At 67.4% G+C, this 14,513-nt stretch carries 10 protein-coding genes; 6 read left to right on the top strand and 4 right to left on the bottom strand.

Annotated features, from left to right (window positions below; all coding sequences use genetic code 11):
• The first annotated feature begins 383 nt into the window (after window positions 1–383).
• The gene (locus CCUG20998_RS02365) at window positions 384–2,219 is read left to right on the top strand and encodes an acyl-CoA dehydrogenase (protein WP_012392474.1); all 1,836 of its coding nucleotides are present in this window, start codon (window positions 384–386) and stop codon (window positions 2,217–2,219) included.
• Window positions 2,220–2,502: 283 nt separating this feature from the next.
• On the opposite strand, the gene CCUG20998_RS02360 is transcribed toward CCUG20998_RS02365, so the two are convergent.
• Complete coding sequence (locus CCUG20998_RS02360) at window positions 2,503–3,828, bottom strand: acetyl-CoA C-acetyltransferase (protein ID WP_011739368.1); 1,326 nt, start codon at window positions 3,826–3,828, stop codon at window positions 2,503–2,505.
• Between the two features lie 169 nt (window positions 3,829–3,997).
• On the opposite strand from CCUG20998_RS02360, the gene CCUG20998_RS02355 reads away from it, so the two are divergent.
• Together CCUG20998_RS02355 and CCUG20998_RS02350 are read left to right on the top strand one after the other, a co-directional pair.
• Window positions 3,998–5,362 (top strand): 3-oxoacyl-ACP reductase, encoded by a 1,365-nt coding sequence (locus CCUG20998_RS02355; RefSeq protein ID WP_020731533.1) that lies wholly within the window; start codon window positions 3,998–4,000, stop codon window positions 5,360–5,362.
• Window positions 5,363–5,380: 18 nt separating this feature from the next.
• Window positions 5,381–6,232: a MaoC/PaaZ C-terminal domain-containing protein gene (locus tag CCUG20998_RS02350; RefSeq protein ID WP_038578547.1), complete on the top strand. Its 852-nt coding sequence runs from the start codon at window positions 5,381–5,383 to the stop codon at window positions 6,230–6,232.
• An 11-nt stretch (window positions 6,233–6,243) separates the two neighbouring features.
• Here CCUG20998_RS02350 and CCUG20998_RS02345 read toward each other — a convergent pair whose 3' ends face one another.
• The 3 genes from CCUG20998_RS02345 to CCUG20998_RS02335 all read right to left on the bottom strand — a co-directional run bounded on the left by CCUG20998_RS02345 (window position 6,244) and on the right by CCUG20998_RS02335 (window position 9,641).
• Window positions 6,244–7,539 (bottom strand): chloride channel protein, encoded by a 1,296-nt coding sequence (locus CCUG20998_RS02345; RefSeq protein ID WP_166436229.1) that lies wholly within the window; start codon window positions 7,537–7,539, stop codon window positions 6,244–6,246.
• Window positions 7,540–7,734: 195 nt separating this feature from the next.
• Window positions 7,735–8,361, bottom strand: a complete 627-nt coding sequence (locus CCUG20998_RS02340; protein ID WP_012392470.1) for a TetR/AcrR family transcriptional regulator — start codon at window positions 8,359–8,361, stop codon at window positions 7,735–7,737.
• A gap of 86 nt (window positions 8,362–8,447) precedes the next feature.
• A complete protein-coding gene (locus tag CCUG20998_RS02335) occupies window positions 8,448–9,641 on the bottom strand; it encodes a glycoside hydrolase family 3 N-terminal domain-containing protein (protein WP_038578542.1) in 1,194 nt (397 codons plus the stop codon).
• Window positions 9,642–9,744: 103 nt separating this feature from the next.
• Here CCUG20998_RS02335 and CCUG20998_RS02330 point away from each other — a divergent pair, with 103 nt between their 5' ends.
• From CCUG20998_RS02330 to CCUG20998_RS02320, 3 genes are all read left to right on the top strand, one after another.
• Entirely contained in the window at window positions 9,745–10,002 is a 258-nt protein-coding gene (locus CCUG20998_RS02330; RefSeq protein ID WP_020731529.1) for a DUF2613 domain-containing protein, read from the top strand.
• 68 nt (window positions 10,003–10,070) lie between these two features.
• Window positions 10,071–10,244, top strand: coding sequence for a DUF2613 domain-containing protein (locus CCUG20998_RS02325; protein ID WP_012392467.1), 174 nt, complete (start codon window positions 10,071–10,073; stop codon window positions 10,242–10,244).
• 79 nt (window positions 10,245–10,323) lie between these two features.
• A complete protein-coding gene (locus tag CCUG20998_RS02320; RefSeq protein ID WP_172607254.1) occupies window positions 10,324–14,511 on the top strand; it encodes an alpha-(1->3)-arabinofuranosyltransferase domain-containing protein in 4,188 nt (1,395 codons plus the stop codon).
• Window positions 14,512–14,513: the final 2 nt, after the last annotated feature.

Here is a 14,513-nt window from a genome sequence, read left to right as displayed (position 1 = left end):
GGGGAGCCGAATTAGGCATGAATCGCTGACCGACACCAATAAACGGGTCGCGCGCACCGCCTCCGAGGAAATAGCACAAACGCAGTGCGTGGGCGGCCACGCGGCGGCCATTACGCAGGCCCGGTCGGCCCGCAGATCCGCCATTCGACCCCGTGGTGACGCGCCCCACATCCGCCATGCTGCCGCCATCACAGCAGCTAGAGGCCACCGCCGGTGGATCGGAAACCATGATCCCAACCGGTTGGTTGGTTTGGTCGTGCAATGTAGCTCACATCAACTTGCAAACAAGTATCAAACCGATATATTTTATCGGTGTTACTGGTGGGTAACTTAGAACGTAGTACCCAACCATCATGTGGCATTCTTCAACGAGGAGGACCGTAGTGAGCCACTACAAGAGCAACGTCCGTGACCAGGTATTCAACCTCTTCGAGGTGCTGGGCGTTGACAAGGCTTTGGGCGAAGGTCAGTTCAGCGATCTGGACACCGACACCGCCCGCGAAATGCTGACCGAGATCAGCCGGCTGGCCGAAGGCCCGGTCGCCGCGTCGTTCATCGAGGGTGACCGCAACCCGCCGGTTTTCGACCCGAAGACCCACACGGTGACTCTGCCGGAGTCTTTCAAGGACTCGGTGCGTGCCGTCATCGAAGCCGGTTGGGACAAGGCCGGCCTGGACGAGGAACTCGGCGGCATGCCGATGCCCCGGGCCCTGATGTGGGCGCTGCACGAGCACCTTCTCGGCGCCAACCCGGCGGTGTGGATGTACTCCGGCGGCGCTGGGTTCGCCCAGATCATGTACCACCTCGGTACCGAGGAGCAGAAGAAGTGGGCCGTGATGGCCAGCGAGCGCGGCTGGGGTTCGACGATGGTGCTCACCGAGCCGGACGCCGGCTCGGACGTAGGCGCCGGGCGGACCAAGGCCGTCGAGCAGGCCGACGGTTCCTGGCACATCGACGGGGTCAAGCGGTTCATCACCTCGGGTGACTCCGACGACCTGTTCGAGAACATCTTCCACTTGGTGCTGGCCCGCCCCGAGGGCGCCGGTCCGGGCACCAAGGGGCTGTCGCTGTTCTTCGTGCCCAAGTTCCTGTTCGACTTCGAGACCGGCGAGCTGGGCGAGCGCAACGGCGTCTTCGTCACCAACGTCGAGCACAAGATGGGCCTGAAGGTATCCGCGACCTGCGAGCTGTCGCTTGGCCAGCACGGCGTGCCGGCCAAGGGCTGGCTGATCGGGGAGGTACACGAGGGCATCGCGCAAATGTTCGAGGTCATCGAGCAGGCCCGCATGATGGTCGGCACCAAGGCGATCGCCACGCTGTCGACCGGCTACCTCAACGCACTCGAGTACGCCAAGTCCCGCGTACAAGGCGCCGACCTGACCCAGATGACCGACAAGACGGCACCCCGGGTCACCATCACCCATCACCCCGACGTGCGTCGTTCGTTGATGACCCAGAAGGCATACGCCGAGGGCCTGCGTGCGCTGTACCTCTACACCGCCACCTTCCAGGACGCCGCGGTCGCCGAGGCCGCGCACGGTGTGGACGCCAAGCTGGCGGTCAAGATCAACGACCTGCTGCTGCCGGTGGTCAAGGGTGTCGGCTCCGAGCAGGCGTACGCCAAGCTCACCGAGAGCCTGCAGACCCTCGGTGGGTCCGGCTTCCTGCAGGACTACCCGATCGAGCAGTACATCCGGGACGCCAAGATCGACTCCCTGTACGAAGGAACCACCGCCATCCAGGCTCAGGACTTCTTCTTCCGCAAGATCGTCCGCGACAAGGGTGTGGCGCTGGCCCACGTTTCCGGCCAGATCCAAGAGTTCGTCGACAGCGAGACCGGCAACGGCCGTTTGAAGACCGAACGCGCACTGCTGGCCAAGGCGCTCACCGACGTGCAGGCAATGGCAGCCACCCTGACCGGCTACTTGATGGCCGCGCAGCAGGACATCAACAGCCTCTACAAGGTCGGCCTGGGTTCGGTGCGCTTCCTGATGAGTGTCGGCGACCTGGTCATCGCCTGGTTGCTGCAGCGTCAGGCAGCGGTGGCCGTCGCGGCACTCGACGCGGGCGCTACCGGCGACGAGCGGTCGTTCTACGAGGGCAAGGTGGCGGTGGCGTCGTTCTTCGCCAAGAACTTCCTGCCACTGCTGACCAGCACCCGCGAGGTGATCGACACGCTGGACAACGACATCATGGAGCTCGACGAAGCCGCCTTCTAGAGCACCCCGATCAACAGTTGAGCCCCCGTTCCAGGAACGGGGGCTCAACTATTTTCTCAACCAAAAAGACCGCCGCTGGCTCCCCTCGTTCCAGCGGCGGCCCTTTTCGTACGCCCGTCAATACCGATGACCGGCGGTCGATCTAACGGATTGCCCCGCGTTGCGGTCGGGGTCGGGGGTCAGACCACAACACGGGGCTTTCCAATCAGTTAGATACCCATCAGATGGGGTTACAAACCGCGGGCACCGAAGTTCCGCCGAGCGGCCGGCGTTAACTGGGGGTTCAGGCCTCCAGGATTGCGGCCACGCCCTGACCGCCGGCAGCGCAGATCGAGATCAGCGCGCGCACGGGCTGGGCCGATCCCTTGCGCTCGGCCTTCTTCTCGGCCAGCTGCTTGGCGGTCTGCGCCAGTATCCGTCCGCCGGTTGCCGCGAAGGGGTGCCCGGCGGCCAACGATGAACCGTTGACGTTGAGCTTGGACCGGTCGATCGAACCAAGCGCGGCGTCCAGTCCCAGGCGCTGCTTGCAGTACTCCTCGGACTCCCACGCCTGCAGGTGCGCCAACACCACCGAGGCGAAGGCCTCGTGGATCTCGTAGAAGTCGAAGTCTTGCAGCGTCAACCCGTTGCGGGCCAGCAGTCGCGGCACGGCGTAGGTGGGCGCCATCAACAGACCGTCGTTGCCGTTGACGTAGTCCACCGCGGCCGTCTCGGCGTCCACGAGGTAGGCCAGCGGCGACAACGAATGCTCCTGCGCCCATTGCTCGCTGGACAGCAACGCAACCGAGGCACCGTCGGTCAGCGGAGTCGAGTTGCCCGCCGTCATGGTGGCGTCGCCGGCCTTGACGCCGAATACCGGGCGCAGCGAGGCGAGCTTCTCGACGCTCGAGTTGGGGCGCAGGTTGTCGTCGCGGTACAGCCCCAAAAATGGCGTCACCAGGTCGTCGAAGAATCCGCGGTCGTAGGCGTCGGCCATGTTGCGATGACTGGCCGCGGCCAGTTCGTCCTGGTCAACGCGTTTGATACCCATCTGCTTGGCGGTGATGGCGGCGTGATCGCCCATCGACAGCCCGGTCCGGGGCTCGCTGTTGGCCGGGATCTCGACTCCCAGATTGGCCGGCAGCCCACCCACCAGGCGCAGCCTGTGCACGTTGGACTTGGCCCGACGCAGCCGCAGCAGAGTGCGGCGCAGGTCCTCACCCAGCCCGATCGGCGGGTCCGAGGTGGTGTCCACGCCGCCGGCCGCCGCAACCTCATAACGTCCGGCGGCGATCCCGTCAGCGGCAGCGATCGCGGCCTGCAGGCCGGTCCCGCAGGCTTGCTGCAGGTCACACGCCGCGGTGTACGGGGACAGCTCTGATCCCAACACGCATTCGCGCATCAGGTTGAAGTCGCGGCTGTGCTTGAGCACGGCACCACCGACGACGGCGCCCAGCCGTTGCCCGCGCAGGTCGAACCGGTCCACCAGCCCGGCCAGCGCCGCGGTGAACATGTCCTGGTTGGACGCTTCGGCGTAAGCGCCGTCGGACCGGGCGAAGGGGATTCGATTACCCCCCAGGACGGCGACTCGCCGCTTGGTCTGGGCATTCTTCTCAGCAGCAGGGGCCACTTTTCTCTCCGTAGGTACTTGAGCTCTCGGTATGTACGTATGTACTTGAGCTTTGGGTTTTGGGGGATCGGCAGTCGGGGGCCATACTACCCACTGTTCTTACTCTGAAGTAAGTTCGTCCTCGATACGGTGGCTCCTACATCGCACACCCGACACGGAAGGCAGCTCAGTGGCACCCAAGCTCTCGTCCGATCTGTTCTCGCAGGTCGTCAACTCCGGCCCCGGAACGTTTGTGGCCAAGCAACTTGGTGTTCCGCAAGCCGAGACGCTGCGCCGTTACCGCCCGGGGGACCCGCCGCTGGCCGGTTCGCTGCTAATCGGGGGTGAGGGCCGGGTGGCCGAGCCGCTGCGCGCCGCCCTCGCCAAGGACTACGACCAGGTGAGCAATAACCTGGGCGGGCGCTGGGCCGACTCGTTCGGTGGCCTTGTTTTCGACGCTACCGGCATTACCGACCCGGCCGGACTCAAAGGGCTGCACGACTTCTTCAAGCCCGTCCTGCGCAATCTGGGCGCCTCCGCGAGGGTGGTGGTGGTGGGCACCACACCCGACGCCATCGACAACAGTCATGAGCGGATCGCGCAGCGGGCGCTGGAGGGCTTCACCCGGTCGCTGGCCAAGGAATTGCGCCGGGGCAGCACCGCGGCGCTGGTCTACCTGTCGCCGCAGGCCAAACCGGCCGCCACCGGGCTGGAATCGACCGTGCGGTTCATCTTGTCGGCGAAGTCGGCATATGTCGACGGCCAGGTCTTCTACGTGGGCGCGGCCGACTCCACACCGCCGGCCGACTGGGACCGGCCGCTAGAGGGCAAGGTCGCCATCGTGACCGGCGCCGCCCGCGGCATCGGGCAGACGATCGCCGAGGTGTTCGCCCGTGACGGCGCCAGCGTCGTCGCGATCGACGTGGAGTCCGCCGCAGACGCGCTGGCCGAGACGGCCGCCAGCGTCGGCGGCACCCCGCTGTGGCTGGATGTGACGGCCGACGACGCCGTGGACAAGATCACCGAGCATCTACGCGACCACCACGGCGGGAAGGCCGACATCCTGGTCAACAACGCCGGCATCACCCGAGACAAGTTGCTGGCCAACATGGACGACGCCCGCTGGGACTCGGTCATCGCCGTCAATCTGCTTGCCCCGCTGCGCCTCACCGAGGGCCTGGTCGGCAATGGCAGCATCGGTGCGGGTGGCCGGGTGATCGGGCTGTCCTCGATCGCCGGAATCGCGGGCAACCGTGGGCAGACCAACTACGGCGCCACCAAGGCCGGCATGATCGGCATCGCTCAGGCGCTGGCACCGAGCCTGGCCGAGAAGGACATCACGATCAACGCCGTCGCGCCGGGATTCATCGAGACCAAGATGACTGCCGCCATTCCACTGGCCACCCGCGAGGTGGGACGCCGGCTGAACTCCTTGCTGCAGGGTGGACAGCCCGTCGATGTCGCCGAAGCCATCGCGTATTTCGCCAGCCCGGCATCAAACGCAGTGACCGGAAACGTCATTCGCGTCTGCGGCCAGGCCATGATCGGCGCCTGACCGCGAAGGGGAAGCAAAGTGAACCAGCCAAGCGGCCTAAAAAACATGCTGCGCGCGGCGGCAGGGGCATTGCCCGTGGTGCCGCGTGGGGACGCGCTGCCCAACCGCACGGTCAGCGTCGAGGAACTTCCCATCGACCACACCAACGTGGCGGCCTATGCGGCGGTCACCGGCTTGCGGTACCGCAACAACGTGCCGCTGACCTACCCGTTCGTGCTGGCCTTTCCATCGGTGATGGCACTGGTCACCGGGTTTGACTTTCCCTTTGCCGCAATGGGATCGGTGCACACCCAGAACCACATCACGCAGTACCGGCCGATCGCGGTGACCGACACCGTCGGCGTCAAGGTGCACGCCGAGAACCTGCGAGAGCACCGCAAGGGCCTGATGGTCGACCTGGTGACCGACATCAACGTCGGCAACGAACTCGCCTGGCACCAGGTGACGACGTTCCTGCACCAGCAACGCACGAGCCTGTCCGGCGAACCCAAGCCGCCGCCGCAGAAGCAGCCCAAGCTGCCGCCGCCGGCAGCGGTGCTGCGGATCACGCCTGCCCAAATCCGCCGCTACGCGGCGGTCGGCGGCGATCACAACCCGATCCACACCAATTCGATCGCGGCGAAACTGTTTGGCTTCCCTACCGTTATTGCGCACGGGATGTTCAGCGCTGCAGCGGTATTGGCGAACATCGAAGCCAAGATCCCGGATGCGGTGCGGTATTCGGTCCGGTTCGGAAAGCCGGTGTTGCTGCCGGCCACCGCGGGCATCTATATCGACGAGGCCGACGCGGCCGACCCCGGCTGGGAAATTGCGTTGCGCAACATGTCCAAGGGCTACCCGCACCTGACCGCGACCATTAAGCGGCTCTAGGGCGGTGGGGCTCAGCCCGCCCGGTGGTCGCGCAGGGGCAGTCGACGCCCCAGCACGAGCGTCTTGAGCCCGTGGGCGCCCACCGCGGTGACCAGAAAGACCACCAGCATCCAAATCGGTGGCCGGGCCAGCTCCCAGACGAAGATCGCCGCCCAGATGGGTGAGCCCTGAGTGACCGCGAGCACTCCGGCGGCAGCGGCCAGCGAGATCACCGGCCCATGCAGGTGGGTTCCGGCGACTGCGTCGATTGCCAGGACCAGCAATGATCCGGCGGCGGCGCCGGTGGCCAACGACGGCGTGAGCATGCCGCCCGCTCCCCCGACCCGCAAGAACAGCGCGGTGAGCAGCGGTTTGAGCACCAAGATCACGGCCGCGGCCGACAGCGTCATCCCGCTGGCAAGGCTGACCGTGAGGATGCTCTTGCCGTTGCCGGGTAGCTCCGGCCACCAATGCGAACAGACGCCGATCGCCAGCCCGGCGGCGGCGAGGCCGGGGATCAACGTCCAGGACCGCACCAGCCTGGCCGGCCGCGCCGCGGCCATGATGCGATTGAAGGCCACACCCACCACGAAGGCCACCGGGGCCAACGCCAACGCATGTGCACTCAGTAGATACGTTGATTCCGCACTGGGCCAATCGAGTTCGGGCCGATCGTGGGTGACGAGCGAACCGATCGCGACGGCCAGGCTGGACGTGATCAACGCCGCACCGAGGGCCCGGATATTCCAGGTGTTCAACATGATCCGCAGCGCGAAAAGCGCCCCTGCCAACGGGACGGCATAGACCGCCCCCAGCCCGGCCCCGGCCGCACAGGCCAGCAGAATCTCTCGATCTCCGGGTGACAGCCGCCTCAACCACGTAGTCGCGAAATCGCTTAACGCCGCCGCGAATTGACGTGGGGCGCCCTCTCGGCCCAGCGAAGCACCCGAGCCGACCAACACAACTTGCAGCAGCGCATCGATGCTCCAGGTCCGCCGCGGTATCCGGGCGTGATCGGCGATGGTTCCCGCCAGCGGCGGCACATCGGTTCTGCGGCGCAGTAACCACCAGCCCAGGCCCGCCAACGCTCCGCCAACCATCGGCCCCAGCGCCCGGCGAACGGGGCTGCTGCCAGTGATGCCTTCCAGCAGGGAGCCGAAAGCGTAGTGGTAGGTGAGGTGTTCGACGAAGCGCAGCACCACGGTGGTGGACAATCCGGCGACCCCGGCCAGCAGCCCGACAATGACTACCGCACAGAAGAAGTCGACATCGGGCCGGGATGCTCGCCTGAGGACGGACGCGAAGCGACCCGAGGAGGAGGCGGGCAATATGGTCACCGCTCGCCGACGATGCGGGACGCGAAGCGACCCGAGGAGGAGGCGGGCAATATGGTCACCGCTCGCCGACGATGCGGGACGCGAAGCGACCCGAGGAGGAGGCGGGCAATATGGTCACCGCTCGCCGACGATGCGGGACGCGAAGCGACCCGAGGAGGAGGCGGGCAATATGGTCACCGCCCGAATCTAGCCCGCGGCGAAGTTCGAGCCGATCTCCCGATCCGACGGCGCGCCCTTGAGGCCGCGCCAGAAGAGATCGATCATCATCTCGGCCGCCTCGTCGACATCGGTGTCACCAGCGCTGAGCCGGTTGGCCACGGCCTCGCCCGCGCCCACCAGGGCGGCCGCCATCATGTCGATTTCGGCGTCGGAGCGCGGGCTCCGGGTGCCGGCGCGCAGCATCCCGGCCACCAGTTCGACGATCTGCTCGCGCCCCTCCCGCACCGTCTGAGCGAAGGCCTGTGAGCTGACCGCCTGGGTATACATCACGATCCACGACGCCTGGTTTTGGTCGATATAGCGCAGGAAGGACACGATGGCGTTGCGCAACAGGTCCTTGGGGCTCTGACTCAAGTCGATGTCGGCGCGCACCGCATCGATGAACCGGCTCATCTCACGGTTCAGACAGGCGCCGAACAAATCTTCCTTCGAGCCGTAGTACAGGTAGAGCATCGGCTTGGAGATCTGCGCCGCGGCGGCAATCGTGTCCATCGAGGTCTCGTGGTACCCGTTAGCCGAGAACATCTGCACGGCCGCATCAAGCATCTGCTGCTCACGGATGGCGCGCGGTAGCCGCTTGGTGCCACCTGCCATTGCTATCCCCTTTTTGGCCCTTTCTTGGCCTCACTAGCCGGTCTATCTGACCCTAGAGTAGGCAATACCGCCTCGCCGCACACCCGCTAGTGCCCACAGCTGGCGCTGACGTTCTTCATCCGCGCCACCCGGACCAATGATGCGTCGACCTCCGACATCTGCAGCTCACCGGCGGCCAGCGCCTGTTCCAACCGATCCAGCACGGCGGGCACCTCTTCAGTACTTACCCACAATGCGATGTCGGTACCGGCCTGCAAGCTGCGCAGCACCGCCTCGGTCACGCCGTAGCGGTCGGAGATCGCGGCCATGCTGGATAGGTCGTCACTGAAGATCGGGCCATCGAACGGCGGTCCGCCATAACCGGTGCCGTTACGTAGCAGGTCCACCGCGTTCTTGCTGAGACTGGCCGGCTCGTCGCCGGTCAGACCCGGGACCTGGAGGTGGCCGAGCATCACCGCCACCGGGGTTTGGGTCACCAGCGTCCGATAGGGCACCAGATCGCTGTCCTGCAAGTCACTCAGCGGCGGCGTAACGACCCCGCCGGTGTGCGAATCACCCGAGGCACGTCCGTGCCCGGGGAAGTGTTTGAGCACCGGCAACAGCCCGGCGTCGCGCAAGCCGCGCGCGTAGGCACCGGCATATTCGGTGACCGTCTCCGGGTTAGAACCAAACGACCGGTCCCCGATCACGGTGTCGTCCGGGGCATCGGTGACATCAACCACCGGCGCCAGGTCAACGGTGATGCCCAGCTCCTTCATCTTGCGGCCCCGCTGCAGCGCCACGCCGTAGACCTGGTCAACGGTGTCGGTGCGGGCCAGCTCCCGCGCCGAGGGCCCCCGGCCTCCGAGCAATGACTTCAGCCGGGACACCCGGCCGCCTTCTTCGTCGACGCTCACCGCCACCGGCAGCGGGCCGGAACCGGCAACGATGTCCTTCAGCACACCGTTGGTCAAGATCGACAAATCGGTGTCGCTACCGATGAGGATCCCGCCCACGCGGTAGTTGGTGACCACGGCCCTGGCGTCATCGCCATCGCGGACGCCGACCATGAGCAACTGGGCCAGTTTGTCTCGAACGTTGGGCATCGCCGCCGGCACGGCCGCGGGGTCAGCACAAATCCGGGGGGCCGCAGCGGCCATCGGGGTCGAGCTGGTGGCTGACGGGCTAGCGCCCGCCGAGGTCGTGGTCGAGGAGGATCCGGTGCGTGTTCCGCCGTGGCTGCAGGCCGCCACCAGCGCTGACGCGGCGGCAAGTACCGCCAGTGTGCGCGGAAAAGCCATCCGGACATGCTGTCACGCTGTGTTTCATCGCGGGCCCGGGGGGCAACCCCTGTTACGTTGTCGACCGACCCCGTACCGAAGTGGGGCTAGAGGGACGAGCGGTATGCCCGGGTTCACCCTGGCCGCGGCGGCCAGCATCGCGGCCGGCCTGTCGATCGGTGCCGCGGCCACCGTTGGCCTAACCCTCGTGGTGCACAGCGGCAGCACGGTCTCCACCGGTGTGCCGTCGGATCCCGCAGCGCCCACCCTCGTGGAGTACGGGGACCGTTGCCTGCATGACTACTGCCCACCCCCATGCGGTGCGACGACACCGTGTTTGAACAGTCAACAACGCCCGGCCGATCGCTCCCGGCAGCCATGAGCGCTTGTTCTGCTAGGTTGACGGCTAGGTTTTTCTAGCCACGACCCCACGCCTCAAGGAGCCATTCGATGAACCGGATCGTCGCGCCTGCCGCCGCGAGCGTGGTGGTTGGTCTGTTGCTGGGCGCGGCCGCAATCTTCGGGATCACCGTGATGGTGCAGCAGGACACGAAACCGCCACTTCCCGGGGGCGATCCGTCGTCGTCAGTGCTCAACCGGGTCGAGTACGGCAACCGTAGCTAGTCCGGCGGCGCAGGCCCCCGAGGCCGGAGCTGCACAAACGGCAGCTCGCCCGCCGGTCACACCGCTTTCGCGCCGATGGCTGCTGCTGGTGGCAGCCGTCTCGTTGGCGCTGACATTCGCCCAATCCCCCGGGCGCGTCTCCCCCGACACCAAGCTCGATCTCACCGCCAATCCGCTGCGGTTCCTGGCCCGCGCAACCAGCCTGTGGAACAGCGAACTCCCGTTCGGCCAATCCCAGAACCAGGCCTACGGCTACATGTTTCCGCACGGCACGTTCTTCCTGGTCGGACACCTGCTGCAGATACCCGGGTGGATTACCCAACGGCTGTGGTGGGCGCTGCTGCTGACAATCGGTTTCTGGGGGTTGCTGCGGGTTGCCGAGGCGCTGGGCATCGGTAGCCCGACCTCGCGCATCATCGCGGCCGCGGCATTCGCGCTGTCGCCCCGGGTGCTGACCACCCTGGGCTCGATCTCGTCGGAAACCCTGCCGATGATGCTGGCGCCTTGGGTGCTGCTGCCCACGATCTTGGCCCTGCGGGCGACATCGGAGCGACCACTACGAACGCTGGCCGCCCAGGCCGGGTTGGCGGTCGCGTTGATGGGCGCGGTGAATGCCATCGCGACGTTGGCGGGTTGTCTACCCGCGATGATCTGGCTGGCCTGCCATCGGCCCAATCGGCGGTGGTGGCGCTACACCGCATGGTTCATGTTGGCGCTGCTCCTGGCGACGCTGTGGTGGCTGGTCGCATTGACCCAACTGCGTGGTGTCAGCCCGCCGTTCTTGGACTTCATCGAATCCTCCGGTGTGACGACCCAGTGGTCTTCGCTGGTCGAGATGCTGCGCGGCACCGACAGCTGGACTCCGTTCGTGGCGCCCAACGCCACCGCCGGCGCACCGCTGGTGACCGGGTCCGTCGCGATACTGGGTACCTGCCTGGTGGCGGCCGCGGGACTGGCCGGTCTGGCGAGCCGGGAGATGCCGGCCCGGGGCCGGCTGGTGACGATGCTGCTGGTGGGGGTGGTCCTGCTGGCCGTCGGTTATAGCGGTGGCCTGGGTTCGCCACTCGCCCATCAAGTCCAGGCGTTTCTCGACGCCGAGGGCACACCGCTGCGCAACGTGCACAAGTTGGGGCCGGTGATTCGGCTGCCACTGGTGCTGGGCCTCGCGGAGCTGCTGGGGCGCATTCCGCTGCCCGGCAGCGCACCGAAGCCGGTGTGGCTGGGCGCATTCGCCCACCCCGAACGGGACAAACGGGTCGCGGCGGGAATCGTCGCGCTGACGGCGCTGCTGGTCAGCACCTCGCTGGCATGGACGGGCCGGCTCACCCCGCCCGGCACGTTCACCGCGATACCTGCGTACTGGCACCAGGCCGCCGACTGGCTCAGCGAGCACAACACCGGCGCTCCGGCGCCGGGGCGGGTGCTGGTGGTCCCGGGCGCGCCGTTCGCCACCCAGGTCTGGGGCACCAGCCATGACGAAGTGCTGCAGGTTTTGGGCGCGAGTCCATGGGGTGTGCGCGACTCCATTCCGCTGACCCCGCCGCAAACCATCCGCGCCCTGGATTCGGTGCAGCGCCTGATCGCGTCCGGACGCCCCTCGGTGGGGCTGGCCGATAGCCTTGCCCGCCAGGGAATCTCATATCTGGTGCTACGCAACGACCTGGATCCCGAATCGTCCCGGTCGACCCGTCCGATCCTGGCGCATCGCGCCATCACGGGATCACCGCGACTGCAGAAGGTGGCCGAGTTCGGGGAACCGGTGGGGCCGGGTTCGCTGGCGGGTTTCGTCAACGACAGCGGACTGCGGCCCCGGTATTCCGCCATCGAGATATTCCGGGTGATCGACCAGGTGGGTGGCGCCGGCAATCCGGGCGCACCGTATTTCGCCGACACCGCGTCGCTGCCGCGCGTTGATGGCGGCCCCGAGGTGCTGCTGCGCCTCGACGAACGCCGACGGCTCTTGGGACAGACGGCGCTGGGCCCGGTGCTGCTGACCCAGGATGCTCGGGCCGCGCAGCTGCCGGTCCCCGTCGTCACGGTCACCGACACTCCGGTCGCACGGGAAACCGACTATGGCCGGGTCGATCAGCACTCCTCGGCGGTCCGGGCCCCGGGCGACGCCCGGCATACCTACAACCGGGTACCCGACTATCCGGTACCCGGCGCCGAGGTGGTTTACGGGGGGTGGACCGGCGGCCGCATCACCGTTTCGAGTTCGTCGTCGGACTCCACCGCCATGCCCGACGTCGCCCCGGGGGCCTCGGCGGCGGCCGCGGTCGACGGCGACCCGGCGACCGCGTGGGTGTCAAACGCGCTTCAAGCCGCGGTCGGGCAGTGGCTGCAGGTGGACTTCGACCATCCGGTGACCAACGCCGTCATCACATTGACGCCCAGCCCGACCGCCGTCGGCGCCCAGGTGCGCCGCATCCTGGTCGAGACCGTCAACGGCAGCACCACCCTGCGGTTCGACGACGCGGGAAAGCCCCTGACCGCGGCGCTGCCCTACGGGGAGACTCCGTGGGTGCGGATCACCGCGGCCGGTACCGATGACGGATCCCCCGGGGTGCAGTTCGGCATCACCGACCTGACGATCACCCAATACGACGCATCCGGATTCGCACACTCGGTCCAGTTGCGCCATACCGTTTTGGTGCCGGGGCCCCCACCGGGCGCGGAAATCGCGCGCTGGGACCTGGGATCGGAACTGTTGGGCCGGCCGGGTTGCGCCCCGGCACCGGACACGATGCGCTGTGCGGCGTCGATGGCTCTGGCGCCGGAAGAGCCGGTCAATCTGAGCCGCACGCTGACGGTGCCGCACCCGATGACGGTGACCCCGACGGTCTGGGTGCGACCACGTCAGGGCCCAAAGCTGGCCGATCTGATCGCCCAACCGGACACCACCCGCGCCCGCGGCGATTCCGACGGTCTGGAAGTCCTCGGCTCGGCGTATGCGGCCACCGATGGCGATCGGGCAACCTCGTGGACGGCGCCGCAGCGGGTGGTACAGCGCAAAACGCCGCCGACGCTGACGCTCACCCTGCCGCGGCCCACCGAGGTGACCGGGCTGCGGGTGGCTCCCAGCCGGTCGGCACTGCCCGCCCATCCGACGATGGTGGCCGTCAACTTGGGCGACGGTCCGCAGATCCGGAGCCTGAGCCCCGACGGCGGGCCGCAGACCGTCTCGTTGCATCCGCGCGTCACCGGCACCGTCACCGTCAGCCTGCTCGACTGGGAAGACGTCATCGACCGCAACGCTCTGGGCTTCGACCAGCTCAAGCCCCCCGGGCTGGCCGAGCTGGTAGTGCTGGGTGCGGGCGGTCGCCCAATCGCGCCTGCCGATGCCGCACACAACCGCGCGCGCGAGGTCAGGATCGGCTGTGACCATGGCCCGGTCATCGCGGTGGCCGGCCGTTTCGTGCACATGTCGGTGCGAACCACGGTCGGCGCACTGTTGGACGACGAACCGATTCAGGCGCAGCCATGCGAGCCGGAGCCGATTGCGCTGCCGCCCGGCCAGCAAGAGCTGTTGATCAGCCCCGGCACCCAGTTCGTCGTCGACGGCGCCCAGCTGACGCCGCCGGCGGCTGGCGAATTACCCGGCGCCGCGGCGGTACCCGCGAAGACCGGCGCCTGGAGTGCGACTCGTCGCGAGGTGCGGGCCCCCGCGTCACAAACCCCCCGGGTGCTGGTCATCCCGGAAAGCATCAATCCGGGCTGGGTGGCCCGCACCGGCGCCGGAGCCCAGCTGACACCCGTCGCGGTCAACGGATGGCAGCAGGGTTGGGTAGTACCCGCCGGAGACCCGGGCACCATCACACTGAGCTTTGCCGCCAACTCGCTGTACCGCGCCGGCCTGGCGATCGGGTTGTCCTTGCTGCCCGTATTGGTTCTGCTCGTCCTGTGGCGGGCGCGCCGACGCGGTCCGGACGACCCACCGGCGCGGCCATGGACAACCGGGTGGGCGGCCGCGGTCGCGGCCCTGGCGGCCGGTGCGCTGATTGCCGGGCCCCTCGGAGCGGTGTTGGTGGGAGCCGCCCTCGGTGTCTGCTACGCCTTGCGCCGACGGGAGCGCCTGCGTGACCGACTCACCATCGCAACCAGTGCGGGTGGGCTGATCTTGGCCGGCGCGGCGCTATCCCGTCACCCCTGGCGCTCGGTGGACGGCTATTCCGGCCATTCCGCGATCGTGCAACTGCTGGCACTGATTTCGATCGCCGCATTGGTGGCGGCCACGGTGGCGCCAGGCCTTACGCGTGGGGAAACGTGAGC

Source organism: Mycobacterium marinum (assembly GCF_003391395.1).
GTDB classification, from domain to species: domain Bacteria; phylum Actinomycetota; class Actinomycetes; order Mycobacteriales; family Mycobacteriaceae; genus Mycobacterium; species Mycobacterium marinum.
The sequence above is the reverse complement of the archived record's forward strand: the minus strand, read 5'-3'. Positions and strand labels throughout refer to the sequence as shown.

Bases quoted from the DNA above. Each gene is read 5' to 3' on its own strand.
- CCUG20998_RS02340 (WP_012392470.1), bottom strand. From the start codon at position 8,361: ATGGCAGGTGGCACCAAGCGGCTACCGCGCGCCATCCGTGAGCAGCAG.
- CCUG20998_RS02335 (WP_038578542.1), bottom strand. From the start codon at position 9,641: ATGGCTTTTCCGCGCACACTGGCGGTACTTGCCGCCGCGTCAGCGCTG.
- CCUG20998_RS02330 (WP_020731529.1), top strand. From the start codon at position 9,745: ATGCCCGGGTTCACCCTGGCCGCGGCGGCCAGCATCGCGGCCGGCCTG.
- CCUG20998_RS02325 (WP_012392467.1), top strand. From the start codon at position 10,071: ATGAACCGGATCGTCGCGCCTGCCGCCGCGAGCGTGGTGGTTGGTCTG.